Raw genomic sequence first — 20,849 nt, 5'->3', positions numbered from 1 at the left:
GCTGGCAGGTACCGGAGTGGAAGGTACGGTCAGCATGCGCGGCCCCGGTGAAGGGCGATTGAAGCCGGCGTGAAGCGAATGTGTGGCGAACGTGAAGCGCGCGGTCAGCCCGCCGACGGCAGCGTGAGCGTCGCGCATGCGCCACCTTCCGCACGGTTCGCGAGCGCGACCTGGCCGTGGTGCAGCATCGCGACCTCGCGGACGAAACACAGCCCGAGGCCCGTGCTGCGATCCTGCCCATCGGGACGCGGCAGCGAATAGAAGCGTTCGAACACGCGCGACAGCGCATAGTCGGGCACGCCGGGGCCGTCGTCGGCGACGCGCACCACGGCGACGTGCGCCCTGCCCGCCGGCTGCCGCTCGAGCGCGATCCGAATCGTGCTGCCCTGCGGCGCGAAATCCAGCGCGTTGTCGAGCAGGTTGCCGAGCGCCTGCCGCAGCAGGAACGGATCGCCGTCGACGACCGGCGCATCGGCTCCCTCGGCCGCATCGTTCGCGTCGATCCGCAGGCTCACGCCGCGCTGCCGCGCGCGCGGTTCGATATCGTCGACGAGTTGTTCGAGCACCGGCCGCAGCGCGACCGGCTCGTGCACCGACAGCCGCTGCTTCTGCTCGACCTCGGCCAGCGCGAGCAGCTTGCGGATCATCTGTTCGAGGCGGCGGGCCTGGCGGCGGATGTTCTCGGTGAAGCGGCGGCGGTTCGCGACCGGCATGTCTTCCTGCAACAGCTCGGCCGCGCCGCTGATCGCGGCCAGCGGGCTCTTCATCTCGTGCGTGAGCGTGTGGATGTAGGTTTCGACGTACTGCCGGTCTTCCAGCCGCTGATGCATGCTTTCGACCGCGCGCCCGAGTTCGGCCAGCTCGTTCGCGCCCTGCAGCGGCATCGACGCGCGCTCGCCGGCCGCGATCGCGCGCGCATAGCGCTGCAGGCGCCGCAGCCCGAGCACCAGCCACCACGTGCACGCGGCGCCGATCAGGATCGCGCCACCCATCAGCAACGCGCCGTACAGCATGATCTTGCGCTGGCTGCGCGCGATGAACGGCGCGACCGTCTGGTTCGGCTTCGCGATCGTCAGCACGCCGATGATCTCGTTGCCGCGCCGGATCGGCGCCGCCACGTGCATCACGGTGCTGCTGTCGTCGTTCGGATCGCTGCGCGTGCTGCGCGCGCCGTATTCGCCGCGCAGCGTCCGGTACACGTCGTTCCAGCGCGAATAGTCCTGCCCGACCGCGCTGCCGGACGAGTCGTAGCGGACGATGCCGTGCGCATCGGTGATGTAGAGGCGGTAGCCGATCGCGTTCTTCTGGATGCCCCACACGTTGGCGCTAACCGGGCGCTCGTGCAGTTTCCCGAGCTGCCGTGCGAATGTGCCGTCGGCGATATGGCCGTTCGCCATGTCGTCGGCCGCCAGCGTCGCCAGCACCTGCGCGGTATCGACGAGCGTGTCCTCCATCGCTTCGCGCACGCCGGGCTTCACCTCCTGCACGAACACGCGCAGCGTGATCAGCGCGGCCAGGCCGACGATCAGGAAAAAGCCGAAGAAGATGCGCAGGCCGATATGCATGGGCGGTGCCGGTCGTTACGGTTGCAGCGAATAACCCATTCCGCGATGCGTGCGGATCGGGTCGCGCTCGGGATCGATCGCGCGCAGCTTGGCGCGCAGCGTCTTGATATGCGTGTCGACCGTGCGGTCGGCCGAATCGAGCGCCTCGTGCCACACGAGATCCATCAATTGTTCGCGCGAGTAGATGCGGCCCGGATGCCGGACCAGCAACGCGAGCAGTCCGAATTCGTAGCGCGTGAGGTCCAGCGCGTGGCCGAGCCACGCCACGCGCGCGCCGTCGGCATCGAGCGTGAAGCCGGCGGCGACCGGTGCAGGCGCGTCGGCCGGCGCGGGTGCGGGCGCCGGCTCCGGTGTGGCCGCCCGGCGGAAGCGGCGCAGGATCACGCGCACCCGTGCGGCCAGCTCGCGCGGCGAAAACGGCTTGACGACGTAATCGTCGGCGCCGATCTCGAGTCCGACGATCCGGTCGATCTCGTCGTGCCGCGCGGTCAGGAAAATCACCGGAATATCGGTGAACGTGCGCAGCCGCCGGCATACCTCGAAGCCGCTGAGGTCCGGCAAGCCGACGTCGAGCACCACGAGATCCACACGCGTGTCGCGCAGGCGGTCGAGCGCCGCCTGCCCGAGCGTGCAGTGGACGGTCTGCATGCCGTCGGTGCCGAGGGCATAGACGATCGTGTCCGCGATCGCCTGTTCGTCTTCGACGATCAGGATGGTGGGCTGAGTCATGGTGTCGGGTTCGGTCTCGGGTCCGGGTCGCGCAATCCGGTGCGACATTGTACGCACGGCCGGCCCCGGCGAGCCCTGCCCGCAGCGCACTACGCGACGCGGCCGCTCACCGGAATCGACGCACCGGTGATCGCCTGCGCGTCGGCCGACAGCAGGAATCCGATCGTCGCCGCGAGCTGTTCGGGCCGGACCCAGCGCGAGAAGTCGGCGTCGGGCATGTCCTTGCGGTTCGGCGGCGTGTCGATGATGCTCGGCAGCAGCGCGTTCACGGTCACGCCGCGATCGAGCAGTTCCGCCGCCAACGCCTCGGTGAGCCGCGCGACGCCCGCCTTCGCGGCCGCATACGCGCCCATTCCCGCGCCGGCCTTGAACGCCGCGCCCGCGCCGATGTTGACGATGCGGCCGGCCTGGCTCGCGACCAGGTACGGCAGTGCGGCCTTCGACGCGTTCAGCGCTGTCTTCACGTTCAGTTCATACATGCGGTCCCACGTGGCGGCATCGCCGTCGGCGATCGTCTGCCACACGAATGCGCCCGCGATGTTCAGCAGCGCGTCGACCCGGCCGAATTCGCGGTTGACCGCGTCGAGCGCCTGCACGGCGGCCTGCGGATCGACGAGATCGATGCCGCCGATGCGCAGCGCATCGGCCGGCACGCCGGGCAGCGCCTGCGCCGCCGGGGCCGCGCCGCGGCCGATCAGCGCGACGCGTGCGCCGCGCTCGCCGAGCCACGCGGCCGTCGCGACGCCCAGATGACCGAAGCCGCCGGTAATCGCGACTGCCTTGCCTTTCAGGTCGTGTTCCATCGATGTGTTCTCCTGGATCGAGGGTAATGGGATGAAATGCCGACAGCGTAGCGCCGTTCACGCGTTCGTGCGCACGGGATGAGGGTGCGGTCGCGCGGTTCGTCCGTCGGTGGACCGCGGCTGGCCGGGAGGGAGGGAGCTCGGCGAAAGGTCGACGGGAAGCTGGCGGCCATTCGGCGGCGGCATCGCGAAACAGAGCGCGACCTATCCGTCGCGAGACGGTGCGATGCCTGCGCGAGTCGACGAGCACGCGGTCGGACGGCCGGGCATAATGCGCGATGCCCGGCACCCATGGCGCGCGGCAAGGCGGCCGGGCTGGCCTGCCCGAAGACCCGCGCCCATCACCGTCTCGCATCCCGAACCTCAACCCGTCCATCCCATGCAAGTACTCGTCATCGGAACCGGCAAGCTCGCCAACGAGTTGCTCGGCTCGCACAAGCTCGACCCGGCCAGCTGTCGCGTGATGCCGTGGTCGGACGCCACGCGAACCGACGCGCGGCGTAGCGACGCCCGCTCGATCGTCGTCCATGCCGGTTCCGGCCGCGAACTCGCCGCGGCGATCGCGTTCTGCCAGGCCACCGCGTCGCCGCTCGTCGAGTTGTCGACCGGCTCCGACCTCGAAACCGGGACGTACGACTTTCCGGTCGTGCTGTGTCCGAACACGAACATCCTGATGCTCAAGTTCATGAGCATGCTGGAAACCAGCGGCCACCTGTTCCGCGACTGCGAGATCAGCGTGACCGAGTCGCATCAGGCCGGCAAGACGTCCGTCCCCGGCACGGCCGTCGGCATCGCCCGGTCGCTCGGCGTGCGGCCGGAAACCATTCGCTCCGTGCGCGACCCGGCGGCGCAGCGCAGCGAATTCGGCATCCCGGACGATCAGCTCGGCCGCCATGCGGTTCACCGGATACGCATCGACGATGGCGCATGCAGCCTCCAGTTCGAATCGCGCGTATCCGGCGATACGCCCTATGCGGATGGCGTATCGCGGATCGTCGAGGCCGTGCGGCAGCACGATCTCGAGCATCGTCGCTATTCGATCGTCGAATTCATCCGCAACGGCTGGTTGTAGTCGCGGCGCTGGCGTGCGGCACGGCCCCATGGCGTGGGCCGGCCTATGCCCGCAAATACCCTCCTATGCCCGCACGGCCCGCGGCCGCCGCCACGGCCGGCCTCGCTAGCTCACCGCTACCCGTCTCCCAGCACCGCCCCGCTCTCCGGCAACGTCGCGCCACCGTCGACGACGATCGTCTGCCCGGTGATGTACGCCGCGTCGGCCGACGCGAGAAACAGCATCGCGTTCGCGATATCCTCCGGCTCGCCCATCCGTGCCAGCGGAATGTCGCGCGCGATCTGCGCCGCGACCGACGCGTCGCCGAGATTGCCGGCCGCCGGCGTGCGGATCATCCCCGGTTCGACGCCGTTGACCGTCACGTTGCGGCGCGCGAGCTCCAGCGCCGCCGCCCGAATGAAGCCGTTCACGCCGGCCTTCGACGCCGCGTAATGCGCGAGCCCCGGATACGCGACGCGCGGCCCCGTCACCGACGACGTGACGAGCAGCCGCCCGGCCCCCGCGCGCTCGAATGCCGGCAACGCGGCCTGCGCAAGCCAGAACAGCGCCGACAGGTTGACCGACAGCGTCCGCTCGAGCGTCGGCTCGTCGATCCGCGCGAATGGCGTCAACGGAAAATACGCGGCATTGTGGATGACGACATCGAGCCGGCCGCCGTCGCGCTCGACTGCGGCGACGAGCGCATCCAGTTCGGCCCGGCTCGCGGCATCGACCCGGTACGCGCGTGCGTCGCCGCCCGCGCCGGCCAGCGCGTCGGCCTGCGCGGCGGCCGCATCGCCGTTCAGGTCGGCGACCGCGACGAACGCATCGGATTCCGCGAAACGGCGCGCGATCGCCGCGCCGATCCCTTGCGCGGCGCCCGTGACGAGCACGACGCGACCGCTGAAATCCGCACGCAAGCGGCCGCTGCCGAGCACGGTAGTCATCGCCGCGCCTCGTCGCCGAGCGGATGCACGGTTTCGTTCAGCACCTGCGCGTATGCGCCGATCTGGAAATTCGACAACGTGCCGAAATCGCTGCCCTGATAGCCGAAGATCTTGCCGTCGGTCTTGCGCTGCGCGAAGTCGATCAGCACGACGCCGAGCGTCGGCACCACCTTCTCACGCCACACGAACAAGTAAAGCTCGTCTGCAATCCTGAAGTAATGACAGCGGTCGACATCGGCCAGCCCGCCTTCGACGCCCTGCAGGCACTGCCACGCGTAGAAATTCTCGTTCAGGTAGATGTGCTCGTAGCATTCGGTCGGGCTGTAGCGGTACATCGTCCGCTTGCCGATCAACTCGCGCGTGGGCGCATGCAGCGGCCCCGGCCGGGCGTGGCCGCCCAGCGTACCGTGTCGGAATTGCGCATCGACGGCCGTCAGCGGCAGCCCGTGCGCGACGCGCGTGAATGCATCGATGCGCGTGTCCGCTTCCGTCGGCAGCGTACCGACGACCGCCGTCCACACACCGGTGTCGAGATCGATCACGAGGCTCACCGACGTCGCCCGAGCGGTCGCATCGATGTAGTCGACGAAGTACAGCCCGTCGCGCAGCCGCGTCACGCGGCACGCCGCGCGGCCGTTCGTACCGGTCGCCGCATCGCGCCACTGCAGCGCGCCCGGCTCGAACGTATAGATACGCCACGCGCCCGATGCGTCGTCGAGCGTCAGCGTCCGCCCGACGAGTGCGTCGACGGGGGCGAGGACGTTCGCGTCCGGCGCGAAGCCGTCCGCGAGCGCACCCACCTGAATGAATACCGGATCCTGTCGTTCCACCTGCCCTCTCCCGCGCAGCTTCAGGCCCGGCGGGCCGTGTACGCTGCTCATGTGCACATGGTGCGGGCTGCGCGCGCCGCGCGGTATCCGCCAAACGGATGAAGGGCGCGCGGCGCCGGAACGCGCTAAAGTGCACGTGATCCGCGCCGCCACCGGCGCGAGGAGCGCACATGCACCGTGTCACCCACTACCGACGCACCGGCGAAGGCATCGAGACGATCAGCCTCGAATCCGATCGCACATTTCCGCGCCACGCGCACGACGAATTCGGGGTCGGCGTGATCGTCAGCGGTGCGCACCGGTCGTGGAGCGGCCGCGGGCAGGTCGACGCGCTGGCCGGCGACACGATCATGGTCAACCCGGGCGAGATGCACGACGGTTCGCCGCTCGAGGCCGGCACCGGCCGGCGCTGGCGGATGCTGTACCTCGCGCCCGCGCTGGTCGCGGGCGTCGCGGCGGAAGAAGGCGTCGGCGGCGTCGAGCTCGCGCATCCGGCCGTGCGCGACGCGCGCCTCGCGGCCGCCGTCGGCCGGCTGCATGCACGCATCGTCGCAGGCGAAACCCAGCCGCTGGCCCGCGACGAAGCGCTCGTGATGCTCGTCGCCGGTTTGCTTGCCCGGCACGCAAACCGCACGCTGCCGGCGGCCGGCGTCGCACCGGCGGTCCGCGTCGCCCGCGAGCGGCTCGACGCGGCGCCGGCCGCACCCGTGTCGCTCGCCGAGCTGGCCGACCTGAGCGGCGTCAGCCGCTTCCAGTTGCTGCGCGGCTTCGCGCGCGAGCTCGGCATCACGCCGCATGCCTATCTGGTTCAGTCGCGCACGCGGCGCGCGCGCGCGTTGCTGGCCAGCGGTTTGCCGATCGCCGATGCCGCGGCTGAAGCCGGCTTCGCCGATCAGAGCCACCTGACGCGCGCGTTCGCGCGCCAGTTCGGGATCACGCCGGGGCGGTTCACGCAGGCGGGTTAAGTCGCGCTGTCGCCCGCGCCGCGCGAGGCCGCCGGGCGCACTTCATTCGAAATGCGGTTGCCACCTCGACGGCGGCCGCGCCCCATTGCGTCCGGACATGTCGACGGCGCACCGTATTCAACGCCTCCCTCTGCTGCAATTTCGTTCAAGACGCCCCGTGCCCGGTACGCGACGATGCGGCGCATGAAGACACGACTGATTGGTTATCTCTATCTCGCCGCCGCGATGGCGGGCGTCGGCAGCACCGTCATCGCGAGCCGTCTCGCGGCCGGCGGCCTGTCGCCATTCGCGGCCACCGCGCTGCGCTTCCTGATCGCGACCCCGCTGCTGTTCGCGCTGATGCGCGCGCAGCGCATGCGCTGGCCGCGCATTTGCGCACGCGACGCCGTGCTGCTCGTCATCCAGGCGGCGGCGGGCGGCGTCGGCTATACGGTGCTGCTGATCAGCGGGACGAAGCTGTCGTCGCCGCTCGATGCGGGCGTGATGCTCGGCACGCTGCCGGCCATGTCGACGTTGATCGCGGCCGTCGTGCTGCACGAGCGGCAGACGCCGCGCGACTGGCTGGCCGCCGCGCTCGCCACCGCCGGTGTGCTGTTCGTCACGTTCGCGCCGGGCCATGCGATGCCGTCGCTGCAGACGCTTGCCGGCGATGCGCTGGTACTGGCGGCCGTCGCATGCGAAGCGGTTTTCATCCTGCTCAACCGGCGGCTTGCCGCGCCGTTGCCGCCGCTTGCGCTTTCCACCGCGATGTCGGGCCTCGGCTTCGTGCTCGCACTCGTGCCGGCCGCGTTCGAATGGCGCGCGGTGGCGAGCGGCTGGACCGTCGGCGCCGTGTCGGCGATCGCGTACTACGCGCTGATCCCGACCGTGCTCGGCTACCTGTGCTGGTATGCGGGTTCGGCGCGCACGAGCGGCACCGAGGCCGCCCTGTTCACCGCGGTCGCGCCGGTTTCGGCCGTGCTGTTCGCGGTCGCGCTGTTCGGCGAAGCGCTGACCGGCACGCGTGTCGCCGGCATCGCGCTCGTCGTCGCCGGCATGCTGGTCGGCGCGACGCGACGGCGCGAGCCGCCCGCCGAATCACGCACGACGATCGCTGCGCGAACCGCCATCGACTGACTCGCGCTCATCGCGTCCCGGCGGAAACGGCGGCGGCGCCCTGCCGTCGCATCGCCTGCCGCTCCCCGCCTTCGCCACGATGCAGCCGGCGACTGTAGGAATGTGTCCGCGCTCCGCAAAACCGTTGCGCACGGCTGCGCGAGATGCAATATTCGCGTGGCCGGCCCCTTTGACCACCCTCGAACAACAATCCGCCAAGCAATGAACAGGAAGGAAGCCAAAACGAGAATCGCGGTGCTGCTGTCCGCAGGAACGAGGAAGGCCGACGCGCTGGCCGAACTGTCCGGACAGGGGCTCAAGGATCGCGTGCTCGCGCACCTGATCGCGTCGCGCCCGGACCCCGAACGCTGCCGCAAGAACAAGGTGCACGTCCGGATCCTGATCGCGCTCGGCATCGCCCAACTGGTCATCAGCCTGATGCTTGCGTACTACTTCTTCGCATCCGGCGCCGGCACCGTCCTCGTCACCGTATTCCTCGCGTTGACCGTGCCGCTATCGCTGCTGTTCATCTGGGGCTTTGCGACCCAACGTGTCGGCGCGTATCACGCGTTCATCCTGCTGTCGCTGCTGCAGATGCCGAAGACCGTCGCCGACCTCGGGCGCGATCCGGCGGCCGCGCTGCCGAGCCTCGCGATCACGGTCGTGCTGGTCGGTTACGTGTGGTTCGTCCGCAACCGGTTGTTCCCCGACTACGGCTGGTTCACGCCGCGCAAGGTCGAAGGCCGTTACGCGTTCGTGGAACACGCCTGACGCCGCCGGCATCGATCCGCGCACGAAAAAGGCGCCGGGCCGCCCCGCCATCGCGGGAAGGCCCGGCGCCTTCTGCATGCCTGAACCGGTCGGCTTACTTGGCCTTTTCAGCCGAATCGCTGATCGCCTGGCCGCCCCTCGAAATATCCTGGCCCACGCCGGCGACCGTATTGCAACCGGCGAGCGCGGCGGTCAGCACCAGCAGCATTGCAGCAATCGTACGCGTCATTCTCATTCTCCTTGGAATCAACAAGCCCGACCGGGCGAATCGTGTGTGGCGTGGCGCCCGGCAGGCTGCCGGACACGGGGCCTGACCTGATTATACGGAGAGCCGCGCCGCGCGCCAGTACGGCCCGGCCGCGCGTGCGCACAGATTTTTCTTGACTTCATTGCGCGAGGAACTAATATACGCACCGCGTATATTTCCCGCCCAGGAGCCGCCGATGACCGTTCCCCAGCAAGCCTTCCTCCGCGACGCGATGCGCCGCCTCAACATGACCCGCGAGGCATTCGCGAATCGCATCGGCGTCAGCCGGCGCGCGCTGGATACCTGGCTGCTGCCGGACGATTCGCAGGAATCGCGCGGGATGCCCGAGATCGTCGAGCGCTTCGTGTCGGAAATCGTCGAACGCCCAGCGCCGGACGGCGAGAGCTATACGCAAAGCGTAGATAAACAAGGGCTCGCGAAGCAGTTCCTGTTCGAAGGCAAGCCGCAATTGATCTCGGTCGAGCAGTTCTCGCGGGATTCGGTCGAGGCGCTGTTCCGCGTGGCCGACGTCATGCAGCCGATCGCGCGACGCCACAAGATTTCGCGCGTGCTCGAAGGCGCGGTGCTCGGCAACCTGTTCTTCGAGGCCAGCACGCGCACGCGCGTGTCGTTCGGCGCGGCCTTCTGCCGGCTCGGCGGCTCGGTGTGCGACACGACGGGCTTCACGTTCTCGTCGATGGCCAAGGGCGAATCGATCTACGACACGAGCCGCGTGATGGCCGGCTACGTCGACGCGCTCGTGATCCGCCATCCGGACAAAGGCTCGGTGGCCGAATTCGCACGCGCGACCAACCTGCCGGTGATCAACGGCGGCGACGGCCCCGGCGAGCACCCGAGCCAGGCACTGCTCGACCTGTATACGATCCAGCGCGAATTCTCGCGGCTCGGCAAGATCGTCGACGGCGCGCACATCGCGCTGGTCGGCGACCTGAAATACGGCCGCACCGTGCACTCGCTCGTCAAGCTGCTCGCGCTGTACCGCGGGCTGAAGTTCACGCTCGTATCGCCGCCGACGCTCGAGATGCCGGCGTACATCGTCGACCAGATTTCGACGAACGGCCATGTGGTCGAGCAAACGAACGACCTCGCGGCCGGGCTGCGCGGCGCGGATGTCGTCTACGCGACGCGGATTCAGAAAGAGCGCTTCACCGACGAGTCGTTCGAAGGCTATACGCCGGATTTCCAGATCAACCAGGCGCTCGTCGATTCGGTATGCAAGCCCGACACGCTGATCATGCACCCGCTGCCGCGCGATAGCCGGCCGGGCGCAAACGACCTGTCGGTCGACCTGAACCGCGACCCGCGTCTCGCGATCTTCCGGCAGACCGACAACGGCATTCCGGTGCGAATGGCGATCTTCGCGGTGCTGCTGGGTGTCGAGAATCTCGTCCAGCACTCGATGCGCGATGCGACGTGGCGTCCGCCAGCGTACCTCGGCCCGGAGGATGCGGTGTTTCACGGAATCGACTGACCTGCAGCCGGTGTCGCGCGGCTGAACCGAGATTGCCCCGGTTCAAGTGCCGCGCGCAGCCGGCACGCACCCAACGCGCCGGCTTGCACGGCGCGTTGTCATTTTCGACGTCGGTAACGTGACGGCGGCCGAGCCGGCGTCAGTTGGCCCAGGGATCGATCACACGCAAGCCCGCTGCCTCGAACGGCGCGACGTCGCGCGTGGCCACGATCAAACCGTTCGCGGCGGCGGTTGCCGCGATGAAGCCATCGGCAGACGCCATCGCGTTGCCCGTACCACGCGCCTTGGCGCGAAGGCTCGCATACGCCTTGCTGGCCGCATCGTCGAACGGCAGGATCCGGCCGCGAAACAACGGCACGACGCGCTGCTCGATGCTTTGCTCGAGCCAGTCCCGCCTGCGCCCCACCGGCAACACGGCCACGCCGAACCGAATCTCCGCCAGACTGATTGCGGCTACAAACAACGTGTCGACGTTCTGCGCGTCGAGCCATTCGATCACGGCTGCGCTCGGCTCGCGCCGCAGCGGCTCGGAAATGACGTTGGTATCGACCAGGATCATTCGAAGCTCATGGGATCGGTTGGCGTCTTATCACGCTGAACTTCGAAATCGATGCCGCCAGCCTCTCGCCCGATTTCAGCGAGCAACGTTCCCAGTCTCAGCCGCCCTCCCGGCCGAACGGCTTGCTCGAGGATGTCTCGCACCTCGGCCTCGGTACTGCGGCCATGTTGCGCAGCCCGGATTCGAAGCGCGCGATGCACTTCGTCGGGCAAATTTCGAACGGTGATCATGGGCATGATGCGCCTCACTACATTTGCTTGCAATGCAGTCATACTAACACCTTGCAGTCATTTGAGCCGAAAGAAGATTCGGCCACTGTAAGCCGCCCGCCGCGCCTCTCCCATTCGGCCGTTCGGCCATCCTCCCGCCCCGCAATCCCCCACAAGCCCTCTGCAACATTCGTCAACAATCCCCGCACAAACGCGAACAAGAACGCTTCTCATTCAACAAGAAATTACATAGAATGCCGCCTGAAAACAAATCGTAATAATTCCCGGCGGCATGCACGTTTTCGCAACGCACCGCCCCGGGGCCACACCGCGAGGTCGAAGCGCACCATGAAGTCCCGTCCCGACGAGCTGAAGCTCGGTAAATTCACCACCCTGTGCAGCGTGCTCGCCGCGAGCCCCGCGTTCGCCGACGGCACGCCGCCCGCGGCGCCCGTCAGCACCGAGGGCCACCTCGCACCGATCGAGATCCAGGGCAAGACCGAGCACAGCTTCAAGGCCGACTTTTCCGCTTCCGCGAAATTCACCGCGCCGCTCGTCGACACGCCGAAATCCGTCACCGTGATCCCGCAGGAACTGATCCAGAGCAGCGGCGCGGCGACGCTGACCGAAGCGCTGCGCACGGTGCCCGGCATCACGTTCGGCGCCGGCGAAGGCGGCAACCCGCTCGGCGACCGTCCGTTCATCCGCGGCTACGACACGCAGGGCAGCATGTTCGTCGACGGCATGCGCGACACGGGCGCCACCACGCGCGAGATCTTCAACACCGAGCGCGTCGAGATCACGAAAGGCTCCGACGGCGCGTACGGCGGCCGCGGCGGTGCCGGCGGCAGCATCAACCTGATCACGAAGGCCCCGCATCTCGGCACGACGGCCGCCGCGAGCGCGGGCCTGGGCACCGACCGCTATCGCCGCTTCACCGCCGACGGCAACTGGCAGTTCGCCGATCACGCCGCGTTCCGCCTGAACCTGATGAGTCACAACAACGACGTCGCCGGCCGCGACGCCGTCAACAACGAGCGCTGGGGCGTCGCGCCGTCGATCGCGTTCGGCCTCGGCACGCCGACGCGCGTGACCGCGAGCTACTACCACCTGTCGACCGACGACATGCCCGACGGCGGGATCCCGTACTTCTACACGACGTCGAACAAGCCCGCGAACGTCGGCACGATCTATCCGGCGCCCGTCGATCGCCACAACTTCTACGGCCTGATCGACCGCGACTTCCGCAAGACCACGTCGGACATCAGCACGATCAAGATCGAGCACGACATCACGCCGAACCTGACGGTGCGCAACACCACGCGCTACACGGAATCGACGCAGGACTACATCTGGACGCAGCCGGACGACAGCCAGGGCAACGTGGTGAACGGCAAGGTCTGGCGCCGCAACAACAACCGCGACAGCTCGATCAACAGCCTCGCGAACCTGACCGAGCTGTTCGGCGAATTCCGCACGGGCCCGTTCAAGCACAGCTTCACGACCGGCATCGAGCTGTCCCGCGAATGGGGCAAGCGCGATTCGTACACGGTGGCAACCGACAAGGGCACGATCTGCCAGAAAGGCATCGGTGCGCCGTCGGGCTACAACTGCACGAGCCTGTGGTCGCCGAACCCGAACGATCCGTGGGCCGGTTCGATCACGCGCAACAACGACTATGCGCATGCGCGCACCACGACGAAGTCGATCTACGGCTTCGACACGATCGAGCTCACGCCGCGCTGGCAGGTGAACGCCGGCGTGCGCGTCGACGACTATTCGACCCGCTTCACCGACACCAAGGCCAACGGCGGCAAGACCTACACGCGCGACGATACCCTCTTCAACTGGCAGGCCGGCCTCGTGTTCAAGCCCGCACGGAACGGCAGCATCTACGCGTCGTATGCGACGTCGTCGACGCCGGCCGGCATGCTGCTCGGCGAAGGCAGCGAAACGCAGTCGCTGACGCCGGGCCGCGGCGGCGTCGGCCCGAACGCCGACCAGATGGCGCCCGAGAAGAACCGCAGCATCGAACTCGGCACGAAATGGAACGTGCTGAACGACCAGCTGTCGCTGACGGCCGCGCTGTTCCAGATCGATACGACGAACGCGCGCGTGACGCTGCCGAACAACCAGTACGCGATGGTCGGCAACAAGCGCGTGCAGGGCCTCGAGCTCGGCCTCGCCGGCCAGATCACGAAGCAATGGCAGGTGTTCGGCGGCTACACGTACATGAAGAGCGCGTTGCGCGACAACGGCAAGGACGCCGCGAACAACGGCAACCGCTTCCCGAACACGCCGAAGCACAGCCTCACGATGTGGTCGAACTACGACGTCACGCCGAAGTTCACGGTCGGCGGCGGCGCGTTCTACATGTCGGAAGTGTTCGGCGATCCCGCGAACCTGCGCGCGGTGCCGTCGTACTGGCGCTTCGACGCGATGGCGCAGTACCGGATCAACAAGAAGCTCGACCTGCAACTGAACGTGAACAACCTGTTCAACCGCACGTACTTCGATCAGGCGTATCCGGCGCACTATGCGTCGATCGCGCCGGGCCGCTCGGCGTTCGTCACGCTGAACGCGCGCTACTGATCGATGGAGGCCGTATCGCTGAAGGCGCTCGCGTCGGTATCGCCGCGCGAGTTCGCCGACATCCTGGCCGGGCCGCCCGAGCGCGCCGCCGCGTGGGTCGCGGCCGCGGCCGACCACGGTATCGTCGACGCGCAGGCCGTGTACGGACAATACCTGCTCGACGGGCACGGCGTCGCGCGCGATCCGGCGGCCGCGTTCAACTGGTTCCGGCACGCGGCGCGGGCCGGCCACCCGATGGCGATGAACATGCTCGGGCGCTGCTACGAGTTCGGCTGGGGCACGGCCGCGTGCGCGCCGGTCGCCGTGTACTGGTATCGGCTCGCCGCGCAGGCAGGCCTCGACTGGGGCATGTACAACTACGCAACCGCACTTGCCCTCGGCAACGGCGTCGACGAGAACCGCGCCGACGCGCTCGACTGGTTCCGCCGCGCGGCCGCGCTCGGTCACGCGAAATCGATCAACCTGATCGGCGGCTTCTACGAGGACGGCTGGGTCGTATCGGTCGATATCGACGCCGCGTTCGACCACTATCGCCGTGCGGCCGACGCCGGCGATTTTCGTGGCCAGTTCAACTATGCGCGGCTGCTCGCCGAACGCGGGCGCGTCGACGAAGCGCTCGCCTGGCTCGCGCGCGTGCCGGCCACCGCGACACCCGCGTTCATCGCGAAGATGCGTGCGTATCTCGTGTCGTCGCCGCTCGACGCTTTTCGTTCGGCGGCCATGCAGCTGGCGCCGCACGCAATGGAAACCGCATCATGATGCTTCATATCCCCGGCGTACTGACCCAAGCGCAAGTCGCGCAATGCCGCGACCTGCTCGATGCCGCCGAATGGGTCGATGGGAATGCGACGTCCGGCGCGCAGTCGGCGCTCGCGAAACGCAATCGGCAATTGCCGGAAGGTTCGCCGGTCGCGCGTACCGTCGGCGACGCAATCCAGGATGCGCTCGCCCACCATCCGCTGTTCTTTTCGGCGGCGCTGCCGCTGAAGGTGTTTCCCCCGCTGTTCAATCGCTATGCAGGCGGCGAGACGTTCGGCACGCACGTCGACAACGCGATCCGGCTGCTGCGCGGCACGGATTTCCGCGTGCGCAGCGACCTGTCCGCGACGCTGTTCCTCGAGGAACCCCACGCATACGACGGCGGCGAACTATGCGTCGAGGACACGTACGGCGTGCATCGCGCGAAGCTGCCGGCAGGCGACCTCGTGCTGTATCCGGCGTCGAGCTTGCATCATGTGACGCCGGTGACGCGCGGTGAACGTGTGGCATCGTTCTTCTGGATTCAGAGCATGGTGCGCGACGATGGCGATCGCACGCTGCTGTTTCAGCTCGATACGCAAATTCAGGCGCTTTCCGCGGAAAAAGGCGCGAAGGACCCGGTGGTCATTTCGCTGACGGGGATTTATCACAACCTGTTGAGGAAGTGGGCGGATGCATAGCGTGGGCCGGGCACGCTCCACCGCGCTTGCGCGGCGTCGAAACGCGGGTCTAAAATGACCATCGTCATATGACCATGCTCAAATCATGATGCCGCACGCTCCCGTATCGAAATCCGAATTCAAGGCTCGCGCACTCGAATACTTCCGGCTCGTCGAGGCGTCGGGCGAAAGCCTGATCGTCACCGACCACGGCAAACCGACGCTCGAGATCCGCCCGTATCGCTCGCGCGAAGCTCAGCCGTTGGACATATTGCGCGGTTCGGTCATGCGCTACGACAATCCTCTCGATCCGATTGCGGAAGATGATTGGGAGGCGTCGCGGTGATCGTGCTGGATACGCATGCATTGGTGTGGTGGGTGGCGGGCGACCCTGCGCTCAGCAAGAAAGCGCGAAGCGCGATCGATCGCGCACGGGGCGAAGGCACGCTCGTCGCATCGGCCATCTCCGCGTGGGAAATCGCGATGCTGGTGCGCAACGACCGCCTCGCCCTGACAATGGATGTCGACGCGTGGCTCGCCACCGTCGCGCAAATCGACGGCATGCGGTTCGTGCCGGTCGATGCCGACATCGCCGCGAAATCCACCGACCTGCCCGGCACGTTCCACAAGGATCCGGCCGATCGCATGATCGTCGCGACCGCGCGGCGGCTCGGCGCGCCGCTCGTCACCCGCGACGAAAAAATCCGCGCGTACGCGCACGTCAAGACGCTCTGGTAAGCGTCGCGCGCCCGTGGGTCGAACGGCGGCGCCTCTTCCGCCAGACTCTGGCATATCGGCGATTCGTCTGACCAAAACGACCACGACCGCTTCATTCAATATCGGCTCGTGGCCCGCAACCGTCGTCGCGCCACTTGCTCGTGCTACACGCACAACCCGTTCATCAGCCGCCCGGCCGCAGCGAACCGCAAGATCCTGATCGACGCGCTGTCCCGCGCCGGCTTCACGAATTACCCGTCCGAATGGTGGCACTGGTCGTTCGGCGATCGCTATTGGGCCGTCATGCAGAACGAATCGCACGCAATTTACGGTCCTGTCGACGAAAGCATGCTCGACGAAGCATCGCGATGACGGTTTTCCCGATCCGACACAGGTGACTCGGTAACATCCTCACTTGCCGATCCCCGTGTGCTCCCGCACAATCGCAACACCTGTCTCACTCTCCGCGCGCCGATGTCCTATGCGTCACTCGCGACCGGCGTCCTGCTCGCCGGCGGCCTTGGTCAACGCTTCGACCCGAGCGGCCTGCACAGCAAGCTGCTCGCCCGGCTTCCCGACGGCACACCGGTGGCGGTCGCCGCCGCCCGCCGTCTCGCGGCGGCCACCGCCGACGTGATCGCCGTGGTGCGCCCCGGCGCCGAAAAGCTCGCGATCCTGCTGAACGAAGCCGGCTGTCAGGTCGTCTATGCCCCCGACGCGTTGCGCGGCATGGGCGCGAGCCTCGCGGCCGGCGTCCGCACCGCGCCCGATGCGAGCGGCTGGCTCGTCGCGCTCGGCGACATGCCGTGGATCGCGGCTTCCACTTACGAAACGGTCACACGCGCGCTCGACGCCGACGGCGCGTCGATCGTCGCACCCGCGCATCGCGGCGTGCGCGGCCATCCGGTCGGTTTCGCCGCGCACCACTTCGAGGCGCTCGCCACTCTCGACGGCGACGCGGGCGCTCGCGCACTGTTCGCCAGCGCGCCGGTGGCCCTGCTCGACGTCGACGATCCCGGCATCCTGCGCGACATCGATACACCGGCGGATTTGCGCTGACATTGATTGCGCGGGCCCGCACGTTCCCGCACGAACCCTGCCAATAGGCGGATTTCTCCGACGATCGACAAGCCATCGCAAGAATCCCGCTGCAAACGCGCGACCGATTGGCTATAACGAAGACGAGGCACGTCCGCCGCGCCACCACCGTCACGCACTGCACGAGTTCTCCATGAGCGACCACACGACCCCGACGCCCGAACCACCGGCCGACCCGAACCGCGATCCGGAAGACGATCCGTTCTCGTCGCCGCCCGGCCATCACGACAACCCGCAGCAGCCGGACGGTCCGCCGAGCAAGGATCCGGTCTAGCCGCGCGCCGGCCGCGCCGCGCACTCGACCCGCGACTGCCGTGACGCGGTCTAGCGTGCGGTATACCCGCCGTCGATCGGCAACGACACACCGCTGATCATCGACGCCGCGTCGCTCAGCAAAAACAGGATCGGCTCGACGACTTCGTTCGGCTGCGCGAACCGGCCGAGCGGAATCGCGGCCAGCATCGGCGCGCGCTTCTCCGGTTCGCTCCACGCGAACTGCGCCATCGGCGTGAGCGTGACGGTCGGGTTCACGCTGTTCACACGAATGCCGTACGGCCCGAGTTCGATGCACAGCACGCGCGTGACCGCGTCCATCGCCGCCTTCGACGCGCAATAGCTCAGATGCGCGGGCAGGCCGACGAGCGCCGCCTGACTCGACACGTTGACGATGCTGCCCCGTGCGTTCGCCGCGCCGCGTCCGTCGCGCTCGATCATCTTGCGCGCCACCGCCCGCGCGACGAGCGCCGCGCCGCGCGCGTTGACGGCCATCACGCGATCGAAATGCGCGGCGTCGACATCGAGCGCCGGTTCGAGCGACGCGATTCCCGCGCAATTGACGAGGCCGTCGAATGCATCGTACGCATCGAGCGCGGCATCGATCGCGTGTTGGTCGCCGCCGACATCCATGCGCAACGTATCGCACGCAATCTCGCCGGCGAGCGCGTCGAGCGCGGCCATGTCTCGCGCTGCAGCGACGACGCGCGCGCCTGCGTGCGCCAGCGCGATCGCGCACGCGCGGCCGATGCCGCTCGATGCGCCCGTGACGAGCACCGTTGACCCGCTGAAATCGAATCGTGTGTTCATGATGACGTGCCCAGCTTGTGCATGATCGGCTTGAGCGCCGGATACAGCGCCGTGTAGAGCGCAAAACGCGCGTCATACGTTTTCGCGCGCTCGGCATCGGGCCGCGCGCGCTCGACGAGCGTGACCCAGCCGCCCTGCGCGTCATCGCGCGACACCAGCCCCACACCCACACCCGCCAGCAACGCGGCGCCCATCGCGGCTTCGACGTCCTGCTCGATCGTCCACACCGGAAAACCCGTCACGTCCGCGATGATCTGCATCCACAGCGCCGAATGCGCGGCCCCGCCGACGACGATCAGTCGATCGTCCAGCGCCACCGCGCCACGGCGGCCGGCCTCGATGTTGTGACGCAACGCGAACGCGACGCCTTCGAGCACCGCACGATAAAGATGCACACGCGTGTGCGCAAGACTCAGCCCGACGAACGCGCCGCTCGCCTTCGCATCCCACACCGGGCTGCGCTCGCCCATCAGATACGGCAGGAACAGCACGCCGTCCGCGCCGGCCGGCACGCGCTCGGCCGCCTCCTCGAGCAGCACGTGCGGATCGCCGTGCGGCAGCAGCCGCGCCGCATCGATTTCCGCGTGACAGAACTGGTCGCGAAACCACGCGACCGACGCGCCAGCCGTAATCGCGCCGCCGAACACGTACAGGTCGCGCTGCCCGTCGAACACGTGTGGCATGCTGACGAGGCCGTGCCGCGCATCGACGTGCCGGTTCACGTAGCCCCAGCACATGCTGGTGCCGATCATCGCGACGTGCTGCCCGGTACGCGTCGCGCCGGCCGCGAAGGTCGCGACCGCCGCATCGACGCCGCCCGCGACGACGGGCGTGCCGGCCGGCAGCCCGAGTGGCGCGGTCCATTGCGACAGCAACCCGCCGACGACGTCCGTCGAATCGACCAGCCGTTCCGGCATCATCGTCGCCGGAATGCCGAGCATGTCGAGCGCATCGTCGGACCACTCGCGGCGCGCGACGTCGTACACGCCGCCGATATTGCCGGCCGAACTGTGATCGACCGCGACTTCGCCGGTCAGCAGGTAGATCACGTACGCGTTCGGCGGCAGGAAATAGCGCACGTTCGCCCACACGTCCGGCCGCCGGTCGCGCAGCCACAGCATCTTGGTGAAGCCGTAGTAACTGTCGACGCCGTTGCCGGTGATCACGCGCAGCCGCTCGACGTTCACGTGTGCGTTGACCCAGTCGACTTCCGCGGTCGCGCGCCGGTCCATCCAGATCAGGCACGGATGCAGCGGCCGCATGTCGATGTCGACCGGGATGCCCGAGCCGCCGTACAGGCTGCTCACGCACACCGCCCGGATCGCATCGGCCGGCACGCCCTGCGCGCGCGCATCGCTCACGCAGCCGGCGATGCAGTCGCGCACCGCGTCGAACCACACCTGCGGCCACTGCTCGGCCCACAGCGGGCGCGGCGTATCGGGCTGGTAGCCGGCCGAGCGCCGCGCGACGATCGTGCCGTGCCGGTCGACCAGCAGCGCCTTGGTGCTCTGCGTGCCGATGTCGACGCCTATCACGTATTCCATGATGTCTCCGGTGAGGCGCACGCCGGCCGTCAGCGGGCCGGCTTCAGCAGCACCTTGATCGATTCGGGCGATTTCGCGACGCGGATCGCGTCGTCCCAGTCCTCGAGCGCGAAACCGTGCGTGACGACGCCCTTCGATGTGACGAGCCCGCGCGCGAGCAGGTCGATCGCGACCGGATAGCAGTAGGGCCCGAGGTGCGCGCCGCGTACGTCGAGTTCCTTGCGGTCCCCGATGATCGACCAGTCGACGGTCGCGTCCTCGCCGAACACGCTGAATTCGACGAAGCGGCCGAGCTTGCGGATCAGGTCGAGCCCCTGGTTCACGCCGACCGGCGCGCCGGTCGTCTCGATGTACACGTCGCAGCCGTAGCCGTCGGTCAGCGCGCGGACGATCTCGCGCGCGTCGTCGCGCTGCGGGTTGATCGTCACGTCGGCGCCGTACTGGCGCGCGAGTTCGAGCCGTTCGTCGATCAGGTCGATCACGACGAGCTTCTTCGGCGTCTTCAGGTGCGCGACCTGCGTCATCATCAGCCCGAGTGGGCCCGCGCCGGCGATCACGACGACGTCGTCGAGCTGGACGTCGCCGCGGTTCACCGTATGAATCGCGCACGACAGCGGCTCGATGATCGCCGCATCCTCGAGCGATACGCCAAGCGGAATCTTGTGGACGATCGCGGTCGGCGGAATGCGCATGTACTCGGCCATCCCGCCGTCGGCGACCTCGCGCTGGAAGCCGAAGATGTTGTGCACCTCGCACATCCAGTACTGGCCCGACTTGCAATAGCGGCACTTGCCGCACGGCACGATCTGCTCGGCGATCACGCGGTCGCCCAACGCGACGCCGAAATGCTCGGCCGCGCCGTCGCCGAGCGCCTCGACATAGCCGAAGAATTCATGGCCGGGAATCACCGGCGCCTTCACCCACGGGCTCGGTCCGCCCCAGAACATCTTGGCGCCGGTGTAGCACTTGCAGTCGCTCGCGCAAATCCCGCACGCGGCGATGCGGATCACGAGCTCGTTCGTACCGGCGCGCGGCATCGCGACCTGTTCGACGCGATAGTCCTCGGGGCCGTGGCAGACGACCGCGGTCATGCGCGGCTGGGCTTCGGGTGTCGTCATGAGTTGTCTCTTTCCT

The 20,849-nt window shown here is 68.0% G+C and carries 24 protein-coding genes; 13 read left to right on the top strand and 11 right to left on the bottom strand.

Going from position 1 to position 20,849, the window contains the following annotated elements; all coding sequences use genetic code 11:
* Positions 1-104 precede the first annotated feature (104 nt).
* From creC to J8I33_RS20820, 3 genes are all read right to left on the bottom strand, one after another.
* Positions 105-1,565: a two-component system sensor histidine kinase CreC gene (creC, locus tag J8I33_RS20830; protein ID WP_209939002.1), complete on the bottom strand. Its 1,461-nt coding sequence runs from the start codon at positions 1,563-1,565 to the stop codon at positions 105-107.
* 15 nt (positions 1,566-1,580) lie between these two features.
* Positions 1,581-2,294 (bottom strand): two-component system response regulator CreB, encoded by a 714-nt coding sequence (gene creB, locus J8I33_RS20825; protein ID WP_209924821.1) that lies wholly within the window; start codon positions 2,292-2,294, stop codon positions 1,581-1,583.
* A gap of 89 nt (positions 2,295-2,383) precedes the next feature.
* Positions 2,384-3,097, bottom strand: coding sequence for an SDR family NAD(P)-dependent oxidoreductase (locus tag J8I33_RS20820; protein WP_124555980.1), 714 nt, complete (start codon positions 3,095-3,097; stop codon positions 2,384-2,386).
* Between the two features lie 379 nt (positions 3,098-3,476).
* Here J8I33_RS20820 and J8I33_RS20815 point away from each other — a divergent pair, with 379 nt between their 5' ends.
* Positions 3,477-4,169, top strand: a complete 693-nt coding sequence (locus J8I33_RS20815) for a dihydrodipicolinate reductase C-terminal domain-containing protein (protein ID WP_124679386.1) — start codon at positions 3,477-3,479, stop codon at positions 4,167-4,169.
* 116 nt (positions 4,170-4,285) lie between these two features.
* On the opposite strand, the gene J8I33_RS20810 is transcribed toward J8I33_RS20815, so the two are convergent.
* Together J8I33_RS20810 and J8I33_RS20805 are read right to left on the bottom strand one after the other, a co-directional pair.
* On the bottom strand, positions 4,286-5,095 hold the full coding sequence (locus tag J8I33_RS20810) for an SDR family oxidoreductase (RefSeq protein WP_209939001.1): 810 nt from the start codon (positions 5,093-5,095) through the stop codon (positions 4,286-4,288).
* Positions 5,092-5,925 carry a molybdenum cofactor biosynthesis F family protein gene (locus tag J8I33_RS20805; protein ID WP_124652327.1) on the bottom strand — a complete coding sequence of 278 codons (834 nt, stop codon included), beginning with the start codon at positions 5,923-5,925 and terminating at the stop codon, positions 5,092-5,094. Before J8I33_RS20805 ends, J8I33_RS20810 begins: the two co-directional genes overlap by 4 nt.
* A gap of 170 nt (positions 5,926-6,095) precedes the next feature.
* Here J8I33_RS20805 and J8I33_RS20800 point away from each other — a divergent pair, with 170 nt between their 5' ends.
* The 3 genes from J8I33_RS20800 to J8I33_RS20790 all read left to right on the top strand — a co-directional run bounded on the left by J8I33_RS20800 (position 6,096) and on the right by J8I33_RS20790 (position 8,756).
* Positions 6,096-6,890, top strand: a complete 795-nt coding sequence (locus J8I33_RS20800; RefSeq protein ID WP_209939000.1) for an AraC family transcriptional regulator — start codon at positions 6,096-6,098, stop codon at positions 6,888-6,890.
* Positions 6,891-7,073: 183 nt separating this feature from the next.
* Complete coding sequence (locus J8I33_RS20795) at positions 7,074-8,006, top strand: DMT family transporter (RefSeq protein WP_050017420.1); 933 nt, start codon at positions 7,074-7,076, stop codon at positions 8,004-8,006.
* A gap of 201 nt (positions 8,007-8,207) precedes the next feature.
* Positions 8,208-8,756: a permease gene (locus J8I33_RS20790; RefSeq protein ID WP_209938999.1), complete on the top strand. Its 549-nt coding sequence runs from the start codon at positions 8,208-8,210 to the stop codon at positions 8,754-8,756.
* Between the two features lie 94 nt (positions 8,757-8,850).
* Here the strand turns inward: J8I33_RS20790 and J8I33_RS20785 are convergent, their stop codons facing one another.
* A complete protein-coding gene (locus J8I33_RS20785; RefSeq protein WP_209924818.1) occupies positions 8,851-8,985 on the bottom strand; it encodes an entericidin A/B family lipoprotein in 135 nt (44 codons plus the stop codon).
* A gap of 214 nt (positions 8,986-9,199) precedes the next feature.
* Here J8I33_RS20785 and J8I33_RS20780 point away from each other — a divergent pair, with 214 nt between their 5' ends.
* Positions 9,200-10,495, top strand: coding sequence for an aspartate carbamoyltransferase (locus J8I33_RS20780; RefSeq protein ID WP_209924817.1), 1,296 nt, complete (start codon positions 9,200-9,202; stop codon positions 10,493-10,495).
* Between the two features lie 139 nt (positions 10,496-10,634).
* On the opposite strand, the gene J8I33_RS20775 is transcribed toward J8I33_RS20780, so the two are convergent.
* Together J8I33_RS20775 and J8I33_RS20770 are read right to left on the bottom strand one after the other, a co-directional pair.
* Entirely contained in the window at positions 10,635-11,054 is a 420-nt protein-coding gene (locus J8I33_RS20775) for a type II toxin-antitoxin system VapC family toxin (RefSeq protein WP_124630709.1), read from the bottom strand.
* Entirely contained in the window at positions 11,051-11,290 is a 240-nt protein-coding gene (locus J8I33_RS20770; protein ID WP_060733370.1) for an Arc family DNA-binding protein, read from the bottom strand. Before J8I33_RS20770 ends, J8I33_RS20775 begins: the two co-directional genes overlap by 4 nt.
* A gap of 321 nt (positions 11,291-11,611) precedes the next feature.
* On the opposite strand from J8I33_RS20770, the gene J8I33_RS20765 reads away from it, so the two are divergent.
* The 8 genes from J8I33_RS20765 to J8I33_RS20730 all read left to right on the top strand — a co-directional run bounded on the left by J8I33_RS20765 (position 11,612) and on the right by J8I33_RS20730 (position 17,362).
* Positions 11,612-13,855 (top strand): TonB-dependent siderophore receptor, encoded by a 2,244-nt coding sequence (locus J8I33_RS20765; protein WP_209924816.1) that lies wholly within the window; start codon positions 11,612-11,614, stop codon positions 13,853-13,855.
* Between the two features lie 3 nt (positions 13,856-13,858).
* Complete coding sequence (locus tag J8I33_RS20760; protein WP_124555986.1) at positions 13,859-14,614, top strand: tetratricopeptide repeat protein; 756 nt, start codon at positions 13,859-13,861, stop codon at positions 14,612-14,614.
* A complete protein-coding gene (locus J8I33_RS20755) occupies positions 14,611-15,294 on the top strand; it encodes a Fe2+-dependent dioxygenase (protein ID WP_209924814.1) in 684 nt (227 codons plus the stop codon). The genes J8I33_RS20760 and J8I33_RS20755 overlap by 4 nt, the downstream gene beginning before the upstream one ends.
* Before the next feature lie 85 nt (positions 15,295-15,379).
* On the top strand, positions 15,380-15,619 hold the full coding sequence (locus J8I33_RS20750) for a type II toxin-antitoxin system Phd/YefM family antitoxin (protein WP_021158157.1): 240 nt from the start codon (positions 15,380-15,382) through the stop codon (positions 15,617-15,619).
* Complete coding sequence (locus tag J8I33_RS20745) at positions 15,616-16,011, top strand: type II toxin-antitoxin system VapC family toxin (RefSeq protein ID WP_089489765.1); 396 nt, start codon at positions 15,616-15,618, stop codon at positions 16,009-16,011. The genes J8I33_RS20750 and J8I33_RS20745 overlap by 4 nt, the downstream gene beginning before the upstream one ends.
* Positions 16,012-16,119: 108 nt before the next feature.
* A complete protein-coding gene (locus tag J8I33_RS34545) occupies positions 16,120-16,362 on the top strand; it encodes a M15 family metallopeptidase (protein ID WP_175976379.1) in 243 nt (80 codons plus the stop codon).
* Positions 16,363-16,464: 102 nt separating this feature from the next.
* Complete coding sequence (locus J8I33_RS20735) at positions 16,465-17,049, top strand: nucleotidyltransferase family protein (protein ID WP_124679392.1); 585 nt, start codon at positions 16,465-16,467, stop codon at positions 17,047-17,049.
* A 172-nt stretch (positions 17,050-17,221) separates the two neighbouring features.
* A complete protein-coding gene (locus tag J8I33_RS20730; protein ID WP_012339712.1) occupies positions 17,222-17,362 on the top strand; it encodes a hypothetical protein in 141 nt (46 codons plus the stop codon).
* Positions 17,363-17,412: 50 nt separating this feature from the next.
* On the opposite strand, the gene J8I33_RS20725 is transcribed toward J8I33_RS20730, so the two are convergent.
* From J8I33_RS20725 to J8I33_RS20715, 3 genes are read right to left on the bottom strand one after another with little or no spacing between them, the layout of a single operon-like run.
* Positions 17,413-18,171 carry an SDR family oxidoreductase gene (locus tag J8I33_RS20725; protein ID WP_209924813.1) on the bottom strand — a complete coding sequence of 253 codons (759 nt, stop codon included), beginning with the start codon at positions 18,169-18,171 and terminating at the stop codon, positions 17,413-17,415.
* Positions 18,168-19,715, bottom strand: coding sequence for an FGGY-family carbohydrate kinase (locus tag J8I33_RS20720; RefSeq protein ID WP_209938998.1), 1,548 nt, complete (start codon positions 19,713-19,715; stop codon positions 18,168-18,170). The genes J8I33_RS20725 and J8I33_RS20720 overlap by 4 nt, the downstream gene beginning before the upstream one ends.
* A gap of 29 nt (positions 19,716-19,744) precedes the next feature.
* Complete coding sequence (locus J8I33_RS20715; RefSeq protein ID WP_209938997.1) at positions 19,745-20,833, bottom strand: alcohol dehydrogenase catalytic domain-containing protein; 1,089 nt, start codon at positions 20,831-20,833, stop codon at positions 19,745-19,747.
* Positions 20,834-20,849 lie beyond the last annotated feature (16 nt).

The organism is Burkholderia sp. AcTa6-5, from assembly GCF_017815075.1.
Classification (GTDB): Bacteria; Pseudomonadota; Gammaproteobacteria; order Burkholderiales; family Burkholderiaceae; genus Burkholderia; species Burkholderia sola.
The sequence above is the reverse complement of the archived record's forward strand: the minus strand, read 5'-3'. Positions and strand labels throughout refer to the sequence as shown.